Here is a 20,959-nt window from a genome sequence, read left to right on the forward strand (position 1 = left end):
CCTATTCCCTCTGAATAAAAGACATGTCACGCAAACCGAAAAAAGGCTATTACGTGAAGGGCGTGTTCGTTGCTGAAGGCAGCGAGCGTGACCTGGAGCTGAAGGCCGAACTCAAAGGCACCTGGGACCAGACCCGCACCGACCTGAAAAAAGAAAGCGATGCGCTGCAGGACCTGGGCGAAGCCCTGCTGGGCCTGCGCCCCAAGCTGCTGGCCCGTCTGCAGCTGCCCGAAAAGCTGCTGGAAGCCCTGGCCGAACACAAGCGCCTGACCAACTTTGAGGCCAAGCGCCGCCAGATGCAGTTCATTGGCAAGCTGATGCGCAAGCTGGAAGAAAGCCAGGTCGAAGCCGCCAAGGCCGCGCTGGAAGAGCAGCGCACCGGCGTGAGCCTGGAGCAGACCAATGTGCTGGTGGCCGAACAGTGGCGCGATCGCCTGATCGACAGCGACGACCACCTGGGCATCTGGCTGGATCAGTTCCCCGCCACCGATGTGCAGCAAGTGCGCGCGCTGATGCGCCAGGCCCGCAAGGATGAAGCCACAGCCAAGCAAAAGGCCGCAGAAGCCGAAGCCAGGGGCCAGATCCTGCCTCCTGCCAAGAAGGGCCGCGCCTACCGCGAGCTGTTTCAGCTGCTGCTGACTCACATCAATGGCACACACGGCCAGCATGATGAAGAACAGGCCATCGACGAGGATGCCGACGAATGAGCACGCATGACGCCGTCAAGATTGGCATTGTCTCCATCAGCGACCGCGCCAGCAGCGGCGTCTATGAAGACAAGGGCCTGCCAGCCCTGCAGGACTGGCTCACTCGCGCACTGCACAACCCCATCACCTTCGAAGCACGGCTGATCCCTGATGACCAGGCCACCATCAGCCAGACGCTGATCGAGCTGGTGGATGCTGGCTGCAGCCTGGTGCTGACCACCGGCGGCACCGGCCCAGCCCTGCGCGATGTCACGCCTGAAGCGACGCTGGCCGTGGCGGACAAGGAAATGCCGGGCTTTGGCGAGCAGATGCGCCAGATTTCCCTGCGCTTTGTGCCCACGGCGATTCTGTCGCGCCAGGTGGCGGTGATCCGTGGCCAGAGCCTGATCATCAACCTGCCCGGCCAGCCCAAGGCGATTGCCGAGACGCTGGAAGGCCTCAAGGATGCTGATGGCAAGCAGCTGGTCAACGGCATTTTTGCCGCCGTGCCCTACTGCATTGACCTGATTGGTGGCCCGTACCTGGAAACCGTGGATGCGGTGTGCAAGGCATTTCGCCCCAAGAGCGCGATCCGCGCCCCCCAGGGATAAGCCATCCCCCACTGACAAGGCACATGCCCGCCATGTGCCTTTTTTACGTCTGGCGGCCTGCCCGCAGGACTGCCACCGCCTATGAAGCAAAACCTCAGTCTGACCGTGATTCTGGCCATGTGCACCATGATGGGTGCACTGGGCATAGACACCTACCTGCCCTCGTTCTACGCCATCAGCCAGGAGTTTGAGGCACCCACCGCTGCCGTACAGCAGACCCTGAGCGTCTATGTGCTGGCCATGGCGGTGACCATGCTGTTCTACGGCTCGCTCAGCGACACCTTTGGCCGCCGCCGTGTGCTGCTGTTTTCCAGCCTCGGCTATGCGCTGACCTCCTGCGTTGCTGCCTTTGTCAGCAGCATTGAGGGTCTGGTGCTGATCCGCTTTGCCCAGGGCGCCATGGCTGGCTCGGGCATGGTGGTGGCACGTGCCATCGTGCAGGACCGCTTTCAGGGTGCAGATGCCCAGCGCATGATGAGTCTGGTCATGTTCTGCTTTGGCCTGGCTCCGGCACTTGCGCCTATCTTTGGCGGCTGGCTGCAGACCCATGGCGGCTGGCGCGCGACCTTCTTCTTTCTGGCAGCCTTCGGCGCCATCCTGGTGCTGCTGTGCTGGCGGGTGCTGCCCGAGACCCTGCCCGCTGCCAAGCGCCAGCCGCTCAAGCTGGGGGTGATTGCGGGCAACTATCTGATGGCGCTGCGCCACTCGCAATTTCGCTTGATGGTGGCAGGCACAGCGATGATGACAGGGGCCACCGCCATCTACATCAGCTCGGCCGCCGAGTTTGTCATGGGCGTGCTCAAGCTCGAGGCCACCTCGTTTGGCTGGCTGTTCATTCCGCTCATCGGCGGCTCCATGCTGGGCTCTGCCCTGTCAGGTTCGCTGGCACGGCATATTCCCGTGCGCATCCAGAAAGCCATTGGATACACCTGTCTGGCCATTGGCAGTGCCAGCAATGTGCTCTACAACCTCTCGACCGACACCCCTGCCGTGCCCTGGGCCGTGCTGCCGATTGCCTGCTACACCTTGGGCATTTCGCTGCTGATGCCCATTCTGTCGCTGCAGATCATGGGCACCTTCCCGCAGATGCGCGGCCTGGCTTCGTCGCTGCAGGGTTTCACGCAGATGAGCGTGTTTGCCATCATGGCCGGCATTGTGGTGCCGCAGCTGTTTCACAGCGGCCTGGCACTGGCGCTGGGCCATGCGGTCTCGGTCAGCGCAGGCATGCTGATCTGGTGGATTGCAGCGCGCCGCGCCAAGCGTCTGGAACTTTCAGAAAAGTGAGCAGTCAGCGCTTGATAAACCTGTATTTCCGATACAAAAATATTTGAAAAGCTTATAAATCAAGCGCTAGCAGCTCTATTTTTGAGAGTTTCTCCACAAAAAAAAGGCCATCCATGGATGGCCTTTTTGCTGCACGCCTGCTGCTTACAGCTTCTGCGTTGCCATGAAGGAATCAAAGCGCCCTTCGGCAAAGCGGAACCACAGCACCTGGTCGCGCTGGAAGTTACGGTAGTTGCTGTAGATCTTCTTCCAGTCTGGATTGGATGCAGCCAGTTCATCGTAAAGCTCCATGGTGGCCTTGAAGGAAGCTTCCAGCACCTGCTGCGAGAAAGGCAGCACCTTGGTCTTGGCAGCAACCAGCTGCTTGATCGCACCGGGGTTGCGTGCGTCATAACGTGCCTGGCAGGTCACATGGGCTTCGTAGGATGCAGCGCGCACCACAGCCTTGTACTCGTTGCTCAGGCTGTTGAAAGCCTTGTTGTTGATATAGAAGGACAGGTTCAGCGAGCCTTCCCACCAGCCGGGGTAGTAGTAGAAAGGTGCGACCTTGTTCAGGCCCAGCTTCAGATCGTCGTAGGGGCCAATCCACTCGGCCGCATCGATCGTGCCTTTTTCCAGCGCCTGATAGATTTCGCCAGCAGGAATGTTCTGGGGCACTGCGCCCATTTTTTCCAGCACCTTGCCCGCAAAGCCACCCACGCGGAACTTCAGGCCCTTGATGTCTTCCGGCGTCTTGATTTCCTTGCGGAACCAGCCCCCCATCTGCGCCCCCGTATTGCCACCGACCAGCGGCACGACGTTGTACTTGTCGTAGAACTCGCCCATGAGCTTGCCGCCATCGCCATCGACCATCCACGAGGTCAGCTGGCGCGAGTTCATGCCAAACGGAATCGCACCGCCAATGGCAAACACCTCGTTCTTGCCAAAGAAGTAGTAAGGCGCGGTGTGGGCCACTTCCACAGTGCCGCTTTGCACACCGTCGACCACGTTGAATGCTGGCATCAGCTCACCCGCCTGGTGAACGGACACATCAAATTTGCCTCCGGTCATGGACTTGACCGCCTGGGCAAACACTTCGGCAGAGCCGTAAATCGTGTCCAGAGATTTGGGGAAGCTGGATGCAATACGCCAGCGAATAGCAGGTTGTGCGTGCACCGCTGGGGCTGCTGCTGCAGCCACAATGCCGGCGATACCGGCATGCTTGAGCATGGAACGACGATCCATTTTGAAGTCTCCTTTTGGGCTAGAAAAAAACCCCCTCCTGCACCGCTTCTGGGACGGTTTAGCAGGCAAAAAAGCCGGAATGCGATGTCACTCTCATCCCGGCTTTATCTGAACGAAGCCAGCGCACCTGCGTGCAGCTTCGGCAAGCAAATTACAGCTTCACGCCTGTCATGTACTGGTTGTAGCGCAGCTCGGAGAAGCGCTCCCACAGCAGCTGGTCACGCTGGAAGGCGCGCATGTCCTGGTGGATTTCCTTGAAGGCAGGGTCGCGCGCCTCGTGCTCCGCAAACACTTCCATGGAGGCCTTAAAGCCTGCGTCCATGACATCCTTGGGGAACGCCTTGAGGATGGTCTTGTCCGCCACCAGCTTCTTGATGGCCACGGGGTTGAATGCGTCGTACTTGGCGGTCATGTCGCGCGCAGCGATGCGGGTGGCCACATCCACCATTTCCTTGTACTCGGCAGGCAGGGCGTTGTAGGCCTTGGCGTTCACGAAGAACCCCAGCTCTGCACCACCTTCCCACCAGCCTGGGTAGTAGTAGTAAGGTGCCACCTTGTTAAAGCCCAGCTTCTGGTCGTCGTGGGGGCCTACGAACTCAGTCGCGTCCAGCGTACCCTTTTCCAGTGCCTGGTACACATCACCAGCAGGCATGTTCTGCGACACCACGCCCAGCTTGGCCATGGCTTCACCGAACAGGCCGCCGCCCAGACGCATCTTCAGGCCCTTGAGGTCGTTGACAGACTTGATTTCCTTGCGGTACCAGCCGCCCATCTGCGTGCCGGTATTGCCCGCGCTGTAGCTCTTGATGTTGTAGTTGGCGCAGAACTTGTCGAACAGCTTGCGGCCATTGCCATGCTCCATCCAGGCATCCATCTGGCGTGCAGTCAGGCCAAAAGGCACGGCGCAGCCAAAGGCAAAGATGGCATTCTTGCCCGTGAAGTAGTAAGGCGCAGTCTGCGCCATTTCGATGGTGCTGTTTTCAATCGCATCCACCACGCCAAAGGCAGGCATCAGCTCGCCAGCAGCGTGCACGGACACTTCAAACTTGCCACCGGACAGCGCCTTGACAGTCTGAGCAAATTTTTCGCCGCTGCCGTAGATGGTGTCGAGCGACTTGGGAAAGCTCGACGCCATGCGCCAGCGCACCGCAGGCTGCGCGTGAACGGCAGGTGCCACGCCAGCCGCCAGCACGCCAGCAATACCTGCTCTTTTGATGAGGGAACGACGGTCCATGTTTACTCCTTGAATTTCATACGCAGCCGCCTTCAGGCATGGAATCTCCCCGAAAAACCATGCACAGAAGGGGACACAAAATTCTAGGAATAGAGGCCCTGATCACTTTCCCGGGTAAACCCCCGAAAGCTTCTATCCTTCAGCCTGATGTCAGGCACAAGAGGCTTGAGCCCCTTGATGCCGTCAGACAAAGTCAGGCCAGAAAACGTTCACGAATGGAGCGCTCAATACCCGCTGCATCCAGCCCCTGCAGGGCCAGCAGCTTGGCAGGGTCTCCGTGCTCGATGAACTGGTCGGGCAAGCCCAGATGCAGCACAGGCAGCGTCAGGCCAGCTGCGCTCAGGGCTTCCGACACGGCAGCACCTGCGCCGCCTGCAATACAGCCTTCTTCCAGCGTGACCAGCACGTCATGCGAAGCTGCCAGCTCGCGCACCAGCTCCACATCCAGCGGCTTGACCCAGCGCATATTGGCAACCGTGGCGTCGATGTGCTCTGCCACCTGCAATGCAGGGTAGAGCAAGGTGCCAAACGCCAGAATGGCAATGCGGGGCTGGGTGCTGCCGTTTTCGCCCTGGCGCGCAGCCTGGCTCTGGCGGCGAATTTCACCCTTGCCAAATGGCAGCGCAGACAGGTCATCCAGCGGCTCCACGCCCACACCAGCACCACGGGGGTAGCGCACGCACACGGGATGGTCTTGTTCGTAGGCAGAGGTCAGCAGCTGACGGCATTCACGCTCATCCGCAGGTGTCGCCATGCTCATATTGGGAATGCAGCGCACATAGGCGATGTCGTAGGCACCTGCGTGGGTGGCACCGTCCGCACCGACCAGACCTGCGCGGTCCAGCGCAAACACTACGGGCAGGTTTTGCAGCGCCACGTCGTGAATCAGCTGGTCATAGGCACGCTGCAGGAAGGTTGAATAAATCGCCACCACTGGCTTGACACCTTCACAGGCCAGACCTGCCGCAAAGGTCACAGCATGCTGCTCGGCAATACCCACGTCGTAGTAGCGATCAGGGAAGCGCTTTTCAAACTCCACCAGGCCAGAGCCTTCACGCATGGCGGGCGTAATACCCACCAGACGCTGGTCCTGCGCTGCCGTGTCACACAGCCATTTGCCGAACACCTGGGTGAACGTGGGCTTGGAGGGCGCGCTGGATTTGACAATTCCTACGGCAGGGTCGAACTTGCCGGGGCCGTGGTAGGCAATAGGGTCAGCTTCTGCCAGCTTGTAGCCATGACCTTTCTTGGTGACTACGTGCAGGAACTGTGGGCCTTCCAGACTGCGGATGTTTTCCAGCGTGGGGATCAGCGAATCCAGATCATGGCCATCAATGGGGCCGATGTAGTTAAAGCCAAAGTTCTCGAACAGCGTCGCAGGCACCACCATGCCCTTGGCACTTTGCTCCAGGCGCTTGGCCAGTTCCAGCAGCGGAGGCACCTTGCTGAGCACGTTCTTGCCCACGTTGCGCGCCACGGCGTAGAACTGACCGCTCATGAGCTGGGCCAGATAGCGGTTGAGCGCACCCACGGGTGGGCTGATGCTCATGTCATTGTCATTGAGGATGACCAGCAGATTGCCATCCATAACCCCGGCATTGTTCAAGGCCTCAAAAGCCATGCCTGCCGTCATGGCGCCATCGCCAATCACGGCAATCGCACGGCGGTTTTCGCCCTTGCGCTTGGCCGCCATGGCCATGCCCAGTGCCGCAGAAATACTGGTCGAGGAGTGCCCGACCCCAAAGGTGTCGTACTCGCTTTCCGAGCGCAACGGAAAGCCTGAGATGCCGCCCAGCTGACGCAGCGTAGACATGCGATCACGGCGGCCCGTCAGAATCTTGTGCGGGTAGGTCTGATGGCCAACGTCCCAGACGATGCGGTCATACGGGGTGTTGAACACATGGTGCAGCGCAATGGTCAGCTCCACCGTGCCCAGATTCGAACTCAGGTGCCCACCAGTTTTCGACACGCTGTCCAGCACATAGGCGCGCAACTCGTCAGACAGCACTTTGAGGTCACCGCGTGACATGGCACGCAGGTCAGAAGGTGTGTTCACTTTCTGCAGCAAAGGGTAGGCATTCGTGGTCATTAGCAAATTATTCAAATCAAATTGCACACAGCAAACAGCGCTTGCTCACTCGGGGGTAGCGCAGCAATCCGACAACAGAAAACACATCCCCAGTCAGCACTCAATGTGAGCGCGAAACGACCATATGTGCCAACGCCGACAGGGCGCGCACATCCGTCAGACAACTTTCCTTCAAGGCCTGCAAGGCCTGCTGCAGCAGCACATTGGCATAACTGCGTGCGCCATCCAGCCCCATGAGTGACACAAAGGTGGGCTTGTCATTGGCTGCATCCTTGCCAGGGGTCTTGCCCAGTGTGGCAGCATCGGCCACCACATCCAGCACGTCATCCACCACCTGGAAGGCCACGCCCAGCGCTTCGGCATAGCGCGCCAGCGCCTGCTGCACAGGCTGTGACACCTGTGCACAGGCAACACCCATGGCCACACTGGCCTGCAGCAGCGCACCGGTCTTGAGACCGTGCATGTGACGCAGCTCCTGCTCACTCAAAGCCTTGCCGACGCTGGCCAGGTCAATGGCCTGACCGCCTGCCATGCCCCGTGAACCAGCGGCCTGCGCCAGAATGCGACACAGCTTGGCCTGCATGGCCGCTGGCACTTCTGCCTCCGAAGGCGTCAGCAGCTCAAACGCCAGCGCCTGCAGAGCATCGCCGCCCAGCAAAGCCTGGGCTTCACCGAACTGCACATGCACCGTAGGCTTGCCGCGGCGCAGCACATCGTTGTCCATGCAGGGCATGTCATCGTGCACCAGCGAATACGCATGGATCAGCTCTACCGCGCAGGCCGCACGCAGCGCGGCCTCAGGCAGGCCATTGACAGCCTGCGCTGCCGCCAGCACCAGCAGAGGGCGAAGGCGCTTGCCGCCATCGAGCACGGCGTAGCGCATGGCATCGCCCAGGTTCGCTGGTGCATCCACACCCACCCATGCCGACAATGCCTGCTCGGTGCGCTGCAGTTGCGCATCCGTCCATGCCTGAAAATCAAATACCGATGTGTCGGTGCTGCTGGTGGGAAGATCTGTTGTCATCACAATCTGAGTTTCCATAGCGCCCACTCAGTCCTGCGACCATTGCTTGATCTGGCCGTCATCCAGCGCACGGATTTGCGCCTCCACCTCATTGAGCTGCTTGCGACAGAACTCCAGCAGAAAGGAAGCACGGCGATAGCCATTCATCATTTCACCCAGAGGCAGCTGCCCGGACTCCATGGCTACAGCCAGCGTTTCCAGCTCCGCAACTGCGGACTCATAACTGTCGGGAGGGGTGGAAATGTCGGCGATCGCGACGTTTTTTGCCTTGGGCATGGTGGGCGCTCGTGGGTTTGGGGAATCAGGGATTTTAGGCTGTGCAGCCATTTCCACGGCGCATTCAGCCCTGTACGCACCAGAAGGAGGAATATTTCCTGCAATATCCCGCTAATTATTTGATTTAAATACACATAAAACGCCCGCGAAAATAACCCCACCGCATACAATCCCATTCCCCGTCGAACCGGCACACGCCATTGCATAGACGGACATAGGCTTGACTTGCTACTGTCCATCATGCTCTGGCATAAGCCGGTTTACTTTTTTCACCCGTGCAACAAGCACCTCCCTGTGGGGAGTCTTTAGGTCAGGTCACCCATGTCTGATTTAAGTCTTCAACTGCAGCAGGCCGCAAGCCAACTACCAGTTTCTAGCTACTTTGACGAAGCGCTGTTCCAGCGCGAGATGGAACTCATCTTCCAGAAAGGCCCACGTTATGTCGGCAGTACGGTGTCCGTCCCAGAAATTGGCGACTACTACGCACTGCCTCACGAAAACGAAGGCCGTGCGCTGGTTCGCAATGACAAGGGCGACATAGAGCTGATCTCCAACATCTGCCGCCACCGTCAGGCCGTCATGCTCAAGGGCCGTGGCAATCTCAAAACCGAAGGCAAGGGCCACGCAGGCGGCAATATCGTCTGCCCCCTGCACCGCTGGACCTACAACCCCAGCGGTCAGCTCCTGGGCGCCCCCCAGTTTTCACAAGATCCCTGTCTGCACCTGAACAACTACAAGCTGCGCGAGTGGAATGGCATGCTGTTCGAGGACAACGGCCGTGACATCGTGGCTGACCTGGCTGGCATGGGCCCTCGTGAGCAGCTCAACTTCGAAGGTCTGGTGCTGCACCATGTCGAAATGCATGAGTGCAATTACAACTGGAAGACCTTCATCGAGGTCTATCTGGAGGACTACCACGTCGGCCCCTTCCACCCCGGCCTGGGCAACTTTGTGACCTGTGACGATCTGAAGTGGGAATTCGCCAAGGAATACTCCGTGCAGACCGTGGGCGTAGCCCCCACCTTCGGCAAGCCTGGCTCTGATGTGTACAAGAAGTGGCACGAAGTGCTGCTGAATTACCGCAACGGTGAACTGCCTGAGCGCGGCGCCATCTGGCTGACCTACTACCCCCACATCATGGTGGAGTGGTACCCGCATGTGCTGACCGTATCGACCCTTCACCCCATCAGCCCCACCAAGACCATGAACGTGGTGGAGTTCTACTACCCCGAAGAAATCGCAGCCTTTGAGCCCGAGTTCATCGAAGCCCAGCGCGCGGCCTATATGGAAACCGCTGTCGAGGACGATGAAATCGGCGAGCGCATGGACGCAGGCCGCCGTGCGCTGCTGGAGCGTGGTGACAACGAAGTCGGTCCCTACCAGAGCCCCATGGAAGACGGCATGCAGCATTTCCATGAGTGGTATCGCCAAATCATGGGAGCGCATATCCCCCAGCGCTAAGCAAAAATTTGCTACGCTCACAAGAGCTGCCAGCACCCGATTCATGGGCGCTGGCAGCTCTTTTTGTTTAGACCTATTCACACTGCTTGTGTGAACGGCTCCTGACAGCAGGCGCTGCACAACAAAAAACAGCAGGGAGAGGCAATGCAAGTGTTATGGATGGTGGTCGGCGCTTTTCTGTTCGCCACCATGGGCGTGTGCATCAAATACGCAGCGGTGTACTTCAACACCGCAGAAATCGTTTTCTACCGAGGCCTGATCGGCATGCTGGCGCTGTGGGCGCTCAGCTCCTCGCAAGGCATTTCTCTCAAAACCCGCCACCCCTGGATGCACGCCTGGCGCAGCCTGGTGGGCGTGTCTGCGCTGGGCAGCTGGTTCTATGCCATCTCCGAGATGCCGCTGGCCAGCGCCATGACGCTCAACTACATGAGCAGTATCTGGATTGCCGTCTTTCTGCTCGCTGGTGCACTGTGGACGCTGCTGCCCTGCAGCGGTCGCCCCAGACAGCCGCTGAATATTCCCCTGCTCATCACCATCGTGCTGGGCTTCGGCGGCGTGGTGCTGATGCTGCAGCCTAGCTTTGCCCAGGAGCAGACCCTGCCCGCCCTGCTGGGGCTGGGATCGGGTGTGCTCTCTGCCATGGCCTATATGCAGGTGGTAGCGCTGTCACGCATTGGTGAGCCCGAAGCGCGCACCGTCTTCTTTTTTGGCGCTGGCTGCACCCTCGCAGGGTTGGTCGCCTGTCTGATCACCGGCTTTTCGCCCTGGCCCAGCTGGCAGGCAGCCCTGTGGTTACTGCCCGTGGGCCTGCTGGCCGCGGGCGGGCAGCTGTGCATGACACGCGCCTATGCCAGCGCCAAGACCTCGCGCGGAACGCTGGTGGTCGCCAATTTGCAGTACTCAGGCATCGTGTTTGCCGCGCTCTACAGCCTGTTTCTCTTCAATGACGAACTGGGCTGGGAAGGCTGGCTGGGCATGAGCCTGATTGTGCTGTGCGGTATTGCAGCCACCATCTTCCGTGCCAGAGGTACAACCGCAGCATCGTGAGCCACAATGCCAGGCGTAAGAACTTTTTACGCAAGGCCATGACTTACACCACACTGATTACCTCCACACAGCTGCAGGCCCTGCAGGCCAGCGGTCAGCCCTTCATGGTGTTTGACTGCAGCTTTGACCTGGGCGCACCTGCTGCAGGCCGCCAGCAGTATGAGCAGGCACACATCCCCGGAGCGGTCTACGCGGACCTGGAGCAGCACCTGAGTGCCCGTCACGGTGCGCCTGATGCCCACGGTCAGGTGCAGACCGCACAGTCTGACCAGCCAGCCTCTGGCGGCCGCCATCCTCTGCCCAGCCGTGAACGCTTTGCGCAATGGCTGTCCTCCGTCGGCTTTCGCAATGACATGCAGGCCGTGGTCTACGACCGCCAGGGCTGCAATTTCTGTGGCCGCCTGTGGTGGATGCTCAAGTGGGCCGGGCATGATGCGGTCGCGGTGCTCGACGGCGGCCTGCAGCACTGGGTCGCGCATGGCGGCGCCACCGTACAAGGCGAAGAGGCCGCACACTTTCAGTCCAACTTTGCACTCAAGCCCAGTCTGCGCCAGCTGGTGACTGCAGATGAAGTGCTGGCACAACTGCAGCAGGCCGATGCACAGACCATTGTGGATGCCCGCGCCCCGGCGCGCTACCGTGGTGAGGTCGAGCCGCTGGACCCCGTGGCCGGACATATTCCGGGCGCACTCAACCGCCCCTTCACGGAAAACATTGCCTTGGACGGACGCTTCAAGCCCAAGGAACTGCTGCGCGCTGAATTCGACGCCTTGCTGCAGGGACGCGATCCCGCCACCGTGGTGCACCAGTGCGGCAGCGGCGTCAGCGCACTACCCAATCTGATTGCCATGGAAATTGCAGGCTTTGCCCCACCCAAGCTGTTTGCAGGCAGCTGGAGCGAATGGTGCAGTGATCCGACACGCCCGGTCGCCAAAAGTTAACAATCTTTTCTATAGCAAAACAGCGGGGTAAACACTGCCCTTTAGCGGCGTTAGACCCCCCAAAGTTGAGGCATGATTCAGGCCTGTGTAGCAAAACGTGACAAAGTATGAGACCTCATACCTGTACTGCTGCACAGCCTGGCTACCTGACAGCACACCGCTCCTCGCTGTCACACCCCTCAAGGCCTACGGCCCACCAGACATCAGACACTCGCCTTGTAAGAATTTCACCTACAAGGACATCAGGCAAAAGAGACAAACCCGGCTTGCCAAAGAGACACGACGCACCGACACACCCCGACTCCAGCTTTTGTTTGCACTATTTCACAATTCATCCCATCAGATCGCAGCTTGATTCCAAGCGTCAGCGACACCCACGAGCTACGACTCAATTAGGTTTTTGGAAAGGATGAACCATGAATGACGAACAACTGCTTGCCGAGATTCGCGAAGCCAACCTCACTTACCTGATGCTGGCTCAGACTCTGATTCGCAAGGACAAGGCCGAAGCCGTTTTCCGCCTAGGCCTGAGCGAAGAAGCATGTGACATTCTGGGCACCCTTTCTGCTGCACAAATTCTCAAGATCGCTTCGCGCAACACCCTGCTGTGCAGCTTCCGCGTAGATGACGATCTGGTCTGGAGCCTGCTGACCAACCACAGCAGCAACAAGATCGGCAACGAAGCCACCAACACGCTGCACGCCAACATCCTGATGGCCAGCCGCGTCTCCGAAGTTCTGTAATTCACGATCGGCGATACGGAGCACACCACCATGGCTACAGCAGCAACCAAGAGCGTTCTGAACGAATCCAAGCAAATCGAACGTGCCGCCATGCTCATCAAGATGGGCGCGCGCATGCAGGTACTGGAGTCGGAGACCTCCCTCTCCTACGAACGCCTGATCCGCCTGTACAAGGAAATCGCCGGCAAGTCCCCCTCCAAGGGACAGCTGCCTTTTTCCACCGACTGGTTCCTGACCTGGCAGGAGAACATCCACAGCTCGCTGTTCCTGAACATCTATGAATACATGTCCAAGGGCGTCAATGCGGACTCGGTGGAAATTCTGACCAAGGCCTATCGCCTCTATACCGAGCAGGTGCAGGCCTCGAATCTGGAATGCATGCTGTCCTTCACCCGCGCCTGGCGTCTGATCAAGTTTGTGGATGCCAACATGCTCACCCGCACCAAGTGCAGCAAGTGCAGCGGCATGTTCGTGACAGAACTTTATGAAAACGCGCGCCACTACGAATGCGGCCTGTGCAACCCTCCCGCACGCGCTGGCAAGAGCAAGAGCGCAGGCGCACTGATGCTGCACTGAGCACGCGCTTCCCCCCTTTCCCCTTCTTGACAGCCCACCGTTTGGTGGGCTTTTTTTCTGGATAAACTCTGCCAGCCACCCCGGCTGGGCAGCGATGCCGGACAATAGCGCCCGTGTCTATTCCTCAGTCCTTTCTCCAAGAGCTTCTGTCCCGCGTTGATGTTGTCGACGTGGTGGGCCGCTATGTGCAGCTGAAAAAAAGCGGTGCCAACTTCATGGGCCTGTGCCCGTTTCACGGAGAAAAATCGCCCTCCTTCAGTGTCAGCCCCTCCAAGCAGTTCTATCACTGCTTTGGCTGCGGCAAGAACGGCAATGCCATCAGCTTTCTGATGGACCACGCCGGCATGGGCTTTGTGGAAGCTGTCAACGATCTGGCTGGCCAGATCGGCATGGTGGTGCCGCAGGAAGACATCAGCCCCCAGGAGCGTGAGCGCCAGGCCGCAGCCAAGGTCAAGCAGGCCACGCTCAACGATGTGCTCGAACGCGCAGGCGAGGCCTACCGCAGCCAGCTCAAGGCCAGCGCCCATGCGGTGCAGTACCTCAAGAACCGCGGCGTGTCAGGCGCCATCTCCAGCAAGTACGGTCTGGGCTATGCCCCGGCTGGCTGGCGCAATCTGGCCAGTGTCTTTCCGGAATATGACGACCCGCAGCTTGAAGAATCCGGCCTGGTCATCAGCGGTGAAGACGGCAAACGCTACGACCGCTTCCGCGACCGCATCATGTTCCCCATCCGGGACGTCAAAGGCCTGTGCATCGGCTTTGGCGGGCGCGTGCTGGGCGATGAGAAACCCAAATACCTGAACTCGCCCGAAACCCCGCTGTTTCACAAAGGGCGCGAACTCTACGGCCTGTTCGAGGCGCGCGACGCCCTGCGCAGCATGGGCTATGCACTGGTCACCGAAGGCTATATGGACGTGGTGGCCCTGGCACAGCTGGGCTTTCCCAACGCCGTGGCCACACTGGGCACAGCCTGCACGCCTGATCACGTGCACAAGCTGTTTCGCTTTACCGACAGCATCGTCTTCAGCTTTGACGGCGACAAGGCCGGGCGCAATGCCGCACGCAAGGCGCTGGAGGCAGCCCTGCCCTACGCCAGCGACACGCGCAGCATCAAATTCCTGTTCCTGCCGGCCGAGCACGATCCCGACAGCTTTATCCGCGAGCACGGCAGCGATGCCTTTGCCCGCCATGTCTCCAATGCCTTGCCGCTGAACCAGTTCCTGATGGAAGCTGCCAGCATGGAATGCGATCTGGGCCAGGCCCAGGGCCGCGCCAAGTTTTCCAGCCAGGCGCGCCCGCTGTGGCGCCTGCTGCCTGACGGCGCCTTCAAGCGCCTGGTGCTCGGTGAGATTGCCCAAAAAATCCAGATCGACGCGCGCGAGCTGTCTGAACTCTGGGCCCAGGCCGAAGCCCAGGAAAAACGCTTTCAGCGCGGCAGCGCCAGCAGTGCCAGCCACAGCACGGCTGCGCCAGCAGCAGCCAGTGCCAGCGCGCCAGACTGGGTCAGTGAATTTGCGCCCTCGGGCAGCAGCGCGCCCTACTACACCCAGCGCAGCACCTATACGGGTCGGCGCAATGGCAAATTCCAGCGCACAGAGCAGCGCCCCATGATGGCCGAGCCGCGCGTTGTACCCTCCACCGGGCCAGATCAGGCCGTGCGCCTGCTGCTGTCGCAGATGCATTTCATGGAGCGGCTGGACAATGACGATCTGGACACCCTCGTCAACCTGCCCGCACCGCACGGCCCGCTGTTCAGCTGGATTGAAAGCCAGTTCCAGGAAAACGGTCCCCAGCCCTGGGCCATGCTCCATGACCGCATCAGCGCCACCCCGCACGGTGCGCTGGCGCTGCAACTCATGAGCGGCCCGCACGGCCACCCGGAAGGCGAGGAGCAGGAGCAGTACCAGGAACTGCGCAACATCCTCAGCCCCATGCTGGCCAAGCGCATCAAGCAGCTGGAGACCGAGCTGCTCATGGCGCTGGCCGCCAACCCCAGCGACAAAAGCGTGGCCGAGCGCTACCGCAGCCTGCTCGAGCGCCGCAGCCGCCTGCAGGCTACGCCCAGCATGCAGGGCAACTGAGTCACACAAAAAAAGATAGCTTCTTGCGCTGAAATACTGGGGACTTCAGATAGAAAAATATCTGAAACCCTTTATTGATAAGCGCAAGAAGCTATTTTTTTCATAGAAAGCTCCATCAACCCCCTATTTCTGGCGCTGCGCCAGACCTGACCGCGTCTGTACGCTCTTTGCAAGCACACCAAAAACTGCTGATGCAACAAGCACTTGCTGCAAAAAACTTCAGCGCCAGCCTGCGCCTCTAAAAATATTTACGAAAAAAATGCGCTTACCTCTTGCAATTTCTGCCAAACGCTATAATTGATTAATTACTGGCAAGAGCGACAGCAGCACCTCCGGCCCGGGCCCCGTGATGGAATCACGTGTTGGCAGCAATTGCATGGCCCAATTTCCGCAAGGACTGCACACCAAATGATCGCCCAGACATCTTGCCCTGACAGGAGCCGTTCGCTCCTGCGCGTGCCCATGGCACGTTGATGCGCCGGGTTAGATGGCGCTTGCGTTTTCCCCTTTGTGTGTGTTCGCTTTTGACCAAGAGGTATCCATGCCCGTTGCAAAGTCCAAGCAGGCGCCAGACGCTACAGCCAAGCCCAAAACTTCCAAATCCACGGCAGCCAGTGCCAAGCCAGCCACCAAGGCTGCAGCACCAGCCGCTGTGAAGAAGCCCGCAGCCACCAAGGCTCAAGCGGCTGCTTCCAAGAAAGATTCCGATATGGCGACCCTGTCCCAAGCAGAACTCAAAGCAATGGCCGATGCCCTGTTGGCAGAAGCTACTCCCAAGCGCGGCAAGAAAAAAGCCGACGCTGATAGCGCTACTCCCGCTAAAAAGCCTGCAGCCAAGAAGGCCGCAGCTCCCAAGAAGCAAGCTGTCGTAGCCGAAGAGGTTGTGGAAGAAAAGAAGCCTGCAGCCAAGAGGGCTGCAAGCAAGACTGCTGCTGCCAAGACAGCAGCTACCAAGACACCTGCCAAGCGCGGCCGCAAGCCCAAGGCCAAGGAACCCAGCGATCTGGACGAAGACCTGGGCGACTTTGATGCCGATCTGGAGCTGGAAGCTGAAGCAGAACCCGAAGCCGAAGTCGCAGAAGCCAGCCCCACCGAAAAGGCCAAGCCGCTGCGCATGAAGATCAGCAAGGCCAAGGAACGCGCCTTGATGAAGGAATTCGGTCTGGACGAAACCGTTCTGACTGAAGAAGAAATGAACACCCGCCGTCAGCGTCTGAAGATGCTGATCAAGCTGGGGAAGACCCGCGGCTACCTGACCCACGCTGAAATCAACGACCACCTGCCCGACAAGCTGGTCGATGCTGAAACGCTGGAAGTCGTGATCTCCATGTTGAACGACATGGGCGTGGCTGTGTACGAGCAGACTCCCGATGCGGAAACCCTGCTGCTGAACAACACCGGCCAGTCGGCCACCTCCGAAGAAGAAGCGGAAGAAGAAGCCGAAGCTGCGCTGTCGACCGTGGACTCCGAATTCGGCCGCACCACCGACCCCGTGCGCATGTACATGCGTGAAATGGGCACCGTGGAGCTGCTGACCCGCGAAGGCGAAATTGAAATCGCCAAGCGCATCGAAGGCGGCCTGATGGACATGATGGAAGCCATCTCGGCTTCCCCTGCCACCATTGCCGAAGTGCTGGGCATGGCCGCGGAAATCCGCGAAGGCAAGGTCGTCATCTCCACCATCGTGGACGGCTTTGTGAACGCCGACGAAAACGATGACTACGTGGCCGAAGAAGACTTCGACGAATACGACGAAGAAGACGATGACGACGGCAAGGGCGGCTCCAAGGCGCTGACCAAGAAGCTGGAAGAACTCAAGAACGAAGCCCTGTCGCGCTTTGACAAGATTGCTGACCTGTTCGAGAAGCTGCGCAAGGCCTACGACAAGGAAGGCTGGGGTTCTGCCACCTACATCAAGGTGCAGAAGGCCATCACTGAAGAGCTGATGACCATCCGCTTCACCGCCAAGACCATCGAGAAGCTGTGCGACCTGGTGCGTAACCAGGTGGATGACGTGCGCAAGAAGGAACGCGAGCTGCGCAAGATCATCGTGGACAAGTGCGGCATGCCTCAGGAGAAGTTCATTGCGAGCTTCCCCCCCAACCTGCTGAACCTCAAGTGGGTCGAAGAGCAGGCAGCTGGCGGCCACCCCTGGAGCAATGTGCTGTCGCGCAATATTCCTGCCGTGCAGGAACTGCAGCAGTCGCTGATCGACCTGCAGGCGCGCGTAGTCGTGCCTCTGGATGAGCTCAAGAGCATCAACAAGCGCATGAACGATGGCGAACGCGCCAGCCGTTTTGCGAAGAAGGAGATGATCGAGGCCAACCTGCGTCTGGTGATCTCGATTGCCAAGAAGTACACCAACCGTGGTCTGCAGTTCCTGGATCTGATTCAGGAAGGCAACATCGGCCTGATGAAGGCCGTGGACAAGTTCGAATACCGCCGCGGCTACAAGTTCTCGACCTACGCCACATGGTGGATCCGCCAGGCCATTACCCGCTCCATCGCGGACCAGGCCCGCACGATCCGTATCCCTGTGCACATGATCGAGACCATCAACAAGATGAACCGCATCTCGCGCCAGCACCTGCAGGAGTTCGGCTTTGAGCCTGACGCCTCCATCCTGGCCGAGAAGATGGACATCCCCGAGGACAAGATCCGCAAGATCATGAAGATCGCCAAGGAGCCTATCTCCATGGAGACGCCCATCGGTGATGATGACGACAGCCACCTGGGCGACTTCATCGAGGACACCAACAACACCGCACCCGTGGACGCTGCCATGCAGGCCGGCCTGCGCGATGTGGTCAAGGACATCCTCGACGGCCTCACCCCCCGCGAAGCCAAGGTGCTGCGCATGCGCTTCGGTATCGAAATGTCTACCGACCACACGCTGGAAGAAGTGGGCAAGCAGTTTGACGTGACACGTGAGCGTATCCGTCAGATCGAAGCCAAGGCCCTGCGCAAGCTCAAGCACCCCAGCCGTTCGGACAAGCTGCGCAGCTTTATCGACTCGCTGTAAAGCTATGGCTCCTGCCCTCTGACGGGCAGGCAATGGCCCCAACACAAAGGAGACCCTCGGGTCTCCTTTTTTTACGCCCAATGTCTGGCGACTGCCAATGGCAAACCATCAGCTGCCAGACTCCTCACGCACAATGCGCCACTGGCCACCCTCCTGCTGCAGCTGCAGGCTCTTGCGGGCGCTGGATCTGTACTCTCCCGATGCATAGTTCTGGTGAAAACTGGCCGTAGCCGTGCTGCCGTCCACCTGCACCCGCAGATCATTGAAGTCCACGGTAATGGCAGACCGTCCCACAATGCGTTCGCGCCGCTCCTGCTTCCACACCTCCAGTGGCGTGCCCTGCGCAGGCTCAAACCTTGTACTGTAGGCCGCATAGTAGGCAGGCATGTCCTGCTGCTCCCAGGCCCGTGCCCATGCCATGACAGCAGCCATTACATCTGCAATGGCCTGCTTGCCGTCTGCGGGCACACCCACCGCCGCCGCGCTGGGCTGCTGCACAGGCTGCGCCACTGGGCTGTTCACCGCCATACGGGGTGCAGACGCAGCAGGCAGCCCCATGCCCGTGCTGGCCAGCACCTGCTCCACCAGCGCCAGCTTGGATACCAGCGAGGGCCGCGTGGTATCCAGCTGCGTGGCCTCACCATAGACCTGCGCGGCCATGCGCGTGTGCAGGTCGCCCAGATTCTCCAGCATGAGAATGTATTCGCGCGTGTCCATCACATGCCGCGGCTCGGCACGCTGGCCGGTGACTGTGACAGCATCCATGGTGTTGTCAGTCTGCACCCCTTCTGCTGCAGCAACACGACTGGTGCCAGCAATGACCGCTGCACAGACCAGCCCTGAAACAGCCAGCGCATGCACCAGCCGTGAAGCAGCATGTGGGGCAGCAGCCCGGGAAACAACGCAAGCAAAAGGCATAAGCAGGAACTTTCAGCAATCAATGTGCGACGCGTCTTGCTACAGCCGCATCGGCAACCATCCGGATAAAACGGAAACCCTATCTGCAAACATCGATTCCGCACGCAGGGCATCAACGCAAATGTAAGGCTTTGCGCTGCCCAGCTACCTCCCTATCCACCCGGGCAGTGGTGCAGTGCAGACAAAAAAGGGCAGCCACAGTGGCTGCCCTTGGGTGCGTGCACAGCGCGGGCCTGCTGCTTACACGTATTCCAGCTTCAGCAGCGCAGCCGTGCGCTGGCGCGTTTCAAAGCAGGCCTGCGCATCTTCACGCAGGTCCACCCCGTAGGTAGGGATGATGGTTTTGAGCTTGCCCAGCCAGCCATCGGGCGTGAGCTGCTGGTCAAAGCACTTTTGCAGCACCTGCAGCGCAATATAGGCGGCCGTGGATGCACCGGGCGAAGCACCCAGCAGCGCTGCCAGCGACTTGTCGCCAGACGCAATCAGCTCAGTGCCGAACTCCAGCGTGCCCAGCTTGTCCGTGCCTGGCTTGATGATCTGCACCCGCTGACCGGCCACGGCCTTGCTCCAGTCGATGGAGCGCGCCTGCGGGTAAAAGTCCTTGAGCATTTCGAACTGGTGCGCTTCGCTCATCAGCACCTGTGAGATCAGGTATTCGCTCAGCTCCCAGTTGTCCTTGGCCACATCCAGCATGGGCAGCACATTGCCGGGGCGCACCGAGCGGAACAGATCACTCAGTGAACCCTGCTTGAGAAAGCGCGTGGAAAAACCCGCATAAGGCCCGAACAGCAACGACTTCTTGCCGCCAATGATGCGTGTATCTAGGTGCGGCACAGACATGGGTGGCGAGCCGTGTGGGGCTTTGCCATAGACCTTGGCCTGGTGGCGATCTGCAATGTCCTCCACATCACAGCGCAGCCACACGCCGCTGACCGGAAAACCGCCGTAGCCGTGCCCTTCCGGAATGCCGGACTTCTGCAGCAGCTCCAGCGCCCCGCCGCCTGCACCAATGAACACAAACTTGGCGCTGATGCTCTGGTGCACGTGCGTCTGCGTGTGCTTGCAGCGCACCAGCCAGCGGCCATCTTCCTGCTGCTCCAGATGATCCACATGCTGGTGGTACTGCACCTCCACACCGCTTTGCTGGCGCAGCTGCGCCACCAGCAGATGGGTGAGTGCGCCATAGTCCACATCGGCACCGCTGACAATGCGCGTCGCCGCCACAGGCTGGCCATCCGCGCGGCCTTCCATGATCAGCGGTGCCCACTGTGCAATCTGCGCGCGGTCTTCGCTGTACTCCATGCCACGGTAGCAGTGGTGGGCCGCCATGGCCTTGTAGCGTGCACGCAGATAGGCCACGTTCTCCTCACCCCAGACAAAGCTCACGTGCGGACAGGGGTGAATAAATGCCTGCGGGTCTGGAATGCGGCCCTTTTGCACCAGGTAGCTCCACAGCTGGCGGGACACGTCAAACTCCGTGTTCACCTCCAGCGCCTTGTGGATGTCCACGCTGCCATCGGCACGCGCAGGCGTGTAGTTCATTTCGCAGTTGGCCGCATGGCCTGTGCCTGCGTTGTTCCAGCCATGCGAGCTTTCCTGGGCGCAGTCGTCCAGCGACTCCACCATGGTGATGGACAAGGAAGGCTCCAGCTCCTTGAGCAAGGTGCCCAGCGTGGCGCTCATGATGCCTGCGCCAATCAGCAACACATCAGTCTGTGTGGAAGAGGTCATAAATCAGATCA

17 protein-coding genes are annotated in these 20,959 nt (G+C 59.7%); 10 read left to right on the top strand and 7 right to left on the bottom strand.

Annotation, left to right across the window (positions count from 1 at the left end; genetic code table 11):
- The first annotated feature begins 23 nt into the window (after positions 1 to 23).
- The 3 genes from yjgA to F7P80_RS05205 all read left to right on the top strand — a co-directional run bounded on the left by yjgA (position 24) and on the right by F7P80_RS05205 (position 2,581).
- Positions 24 to 707, top strand: coding sequence for a ribosome biogenesis factor YjgA (yjgA, locus tag F7P80_RS05195; protein ID WP_151043211.1), 684 nt, complete (start codon positions 24 to 26; stop codon positions 705 to 707).
- Positions 704 to 1,297 (top strand): molybdopterin adenylyltransferase, encoded by a 594-nt coding sequence (mog, locus tag F7P80_RS05200; RefSeq protein WP_058879735.1) that lies wholly within the window; start codon positions 704 to 706, stop codon positions 1,295 to 1,297. Before yjgA ends, mog begins: the two co-directional genes overlap by 4 nt.
- A gap of 81 nt (positions 1,298 to 1,378) precedes the next feature.
- Positions 1,379 to 2,581 (top strand): multidrug effflux MFS transporter, encoded by a 1,203-nt coding sequence (locus F7P80_RS05205; protein ID WP_054066480.1) that lies wholly within the window; start codon positions 1,379 to 1,381, stop codon positions 2,579 to 2,581.
- 144 nt (positions 2,582 to 2,725) lie between these two features.
- Here the strand turns inward: F7P80_RS05205 and F7P80_RS05210 are convergent, their stop codons facing one another.
- The 5 genes from F7P80_RS05210 to xseB all read right to left on the bottom strand — a co-directional run bounded on the left by F7P80_RS05210 (position 2,726) and on the right by xseB (position 8,428).
- On the bottom strand, positions 2,726 to 3,805 hold the full coding sequence (locus F7P80_RS05210; RefSeq protein ID WP_151043213.1) for a TRAP transporter substrate-binding protein: 1,080 nt from the start codon (positions 3,803 to 3,805) through the stop codon (positions 2,726 to 2,728).
- 151 nt (positions 3,806 to 3,956) lie between these two features.
- Positions 3,957 to 5,039 carry a TRAP transporter substrate-binding protein gene (locus F7P80_RS05215; RefSeq protein ID WP_054066482.1) on the bottom strand — a complete coding sequence of 361 codons (1,083 nt, stop codon included), beginning with the start codon at positions 5,037 to 5,039 and terminating at the stop codon, positions 3,957 to 3,959.
- Between the two features lie 193 nt (positions 5,040 to 5,232).
- Positions 5,233 to 7,128, bottom strand: coding sequence for a 1-deoxy-D-xylulose-5-phosphate synthase (gene dxs / locus F7P80_RS05220; protein WP_054066483.1), 1,896 nt, complete (start codon positions 7,126 to 7,128; stop codon positions 5,233 to 5,235).
- A 100-nt stretch (positions 7,129 to 7,228) separates the two neighbouring features.
- Entirely contained in the window at positions 7,229 to 8,152 is a 924-nt protein-coding gene (locus F7P80_RS05225; protein WP_077344801.1) for a polyprenyl synthetase family protein, read from the bottom strand.
- 27 nt (positions 8,153 to 8,179) lie between these two features.
- Positions 8,180 to 8,428, bottom strand: a complete 249-nt coding sequence (xseB, locus tag F7P80_RS05230) for an exodeoxyribonuclease VII small subunit (RefSeq protein ID WP_151043215.1) — start codon at positions 8,426 to 8,428, stop codon at positions 8,180 to 8,182.
- 321 nt (positions 8,429 to 8,749) lie between these two features.
- Here xseB and F7P80_RS05235 point away from each other — a divergent pair, with 321 nt between their 5' ends.
- From F7P80_RS05235 to rpoD, 7 genes are all read left to right on the top strand, one after another.
- Complete coding sequence (locus F7P80_RS05235) at positions 8,750 to 9,889, top strand: aromatic ring-hydroxylating oxygenase subunit alpha (protein WP_151043217.1); 1,140 nt, start codon at positions 8,750 to 8,752, stop codon at positions 9,887 to 9,889.
- Positions 9,890 to 10,033: 144 nt separating this feature from the next.
- Positions 10,034 to 10,936 carry a DMT family transporter gene (locus tag F7P80_RS05240; protein ID WP_151043219.1) on the top strand — a complete coding sequence of 301 codons (903 nt, stop codon included), beginning with the start codon at positions 10,034 to 10,036 and terminating at the stop codon, positions 10,934 to 10,936.
- A gap of 38 nt (positions 10,937 to 10,974) precedes the next feature.
- Positions 10,975 to 11,877: a sulfurtransferase gene (locus F7P80_RS05245; RefSeq protein ID WP_077344782.1), complete on the top strand. Its 903-nt coding sequence runs from the start codon at positions 10,975 to 10,977 to the stop codon at positions 11,875 to 11,877.
- Positions 11,878 to 12,293: 416 nt separating this feature from the next.
- On the top strand, positions 12,294 to 12,620 hold the full coding sequence (gene flhD / locus F7P80_RS05250; protein ID WP_054066489.1) for a flagellar transcriptional regulator FlhD: 327 nt from the start codon (positions 12,294 to 12,296) through the stop codon (positions 12,618 to 12,620).
- Positions 12,621 to 12,650: 30 nt separating this feature from the next.
- On the top strand, positions 12,651 to 13,196 hold the full coding sequence (flhC, locus tag F7P80_RS05255) for a flagellar transcriptional regulator FlhC (RefSeq protein ID WP_054066490.1): 546 nt from the start codon (positions 12,651 to 12,653) through the stop codon (positions 13,194 to 13,196).
- Between the two features lie 113 nt (positions 13,197 to 13,309).
- Entirely contained in the window at positions 13,310 to 15,277 is a 1,968-nt protein-coding gene (gene dnaG, locus F7P80_RS05260; protein WP_151043221.1) for a DNA primase, read from the top strand.
- A 541-nt stretch (positions 15,278 to 15,818) separates the two neighbouring features.
- Positions 15,819 to 18,299, top strand: a complete 2,481-nt coding sequence (gene rpoD / locus F7P80_RS05265) for an RNA polymerase sigma factor RpoD (protein ID WP_151043223.1) — start codon at positions 15,819 to 15,821, stop codon at positions 18,297 to 18,299.
- Positions 18,300 to 18,407: 108 nt separating this feature from the next.
- Here rpoD and F7P80_RS05270 read toward each other — a convergent pair whose 3' ends face one another.
- Positions 18,408 to 19,064 carry a L,D-transpeptidase Cds6 family protein gene (locus F7P80_RS05270; protein WP_151043225.1) on the bottom strand — a complete coding sequence of 219 codons (657 nt, stop codon included), beginning with the start codon at positions 19,062 to 19,064 and terminating at the stop codon, positions 18,408 to 18,410.
- A 393-nt stretch (positions 19,065 to 19,457) separates the two neighbouring features.
- Entirely contained in the window at positions 19,458 to 20,948 is a 1,491-nt protein-coding gene (gene mqo, locus F7P80_RS05275; protein WP_151043227.1) for a malate dehydrogenase (quinone), read from the bottom strand.
- Positions 20,949 to 20,959: the final 11 nt, after the last annotated feature.

Origin of the sequence: Comamonas kerstersii (genome assembly GCF_008801935.1) — a bacterium.
GTDB classification, from domain to species: Bacteria; Pseudomonadota; Gammaproteobacteria; order Burkholderiales; family Burkholderiaceae_C; genus Comamonas; species Comamonas kerstersii.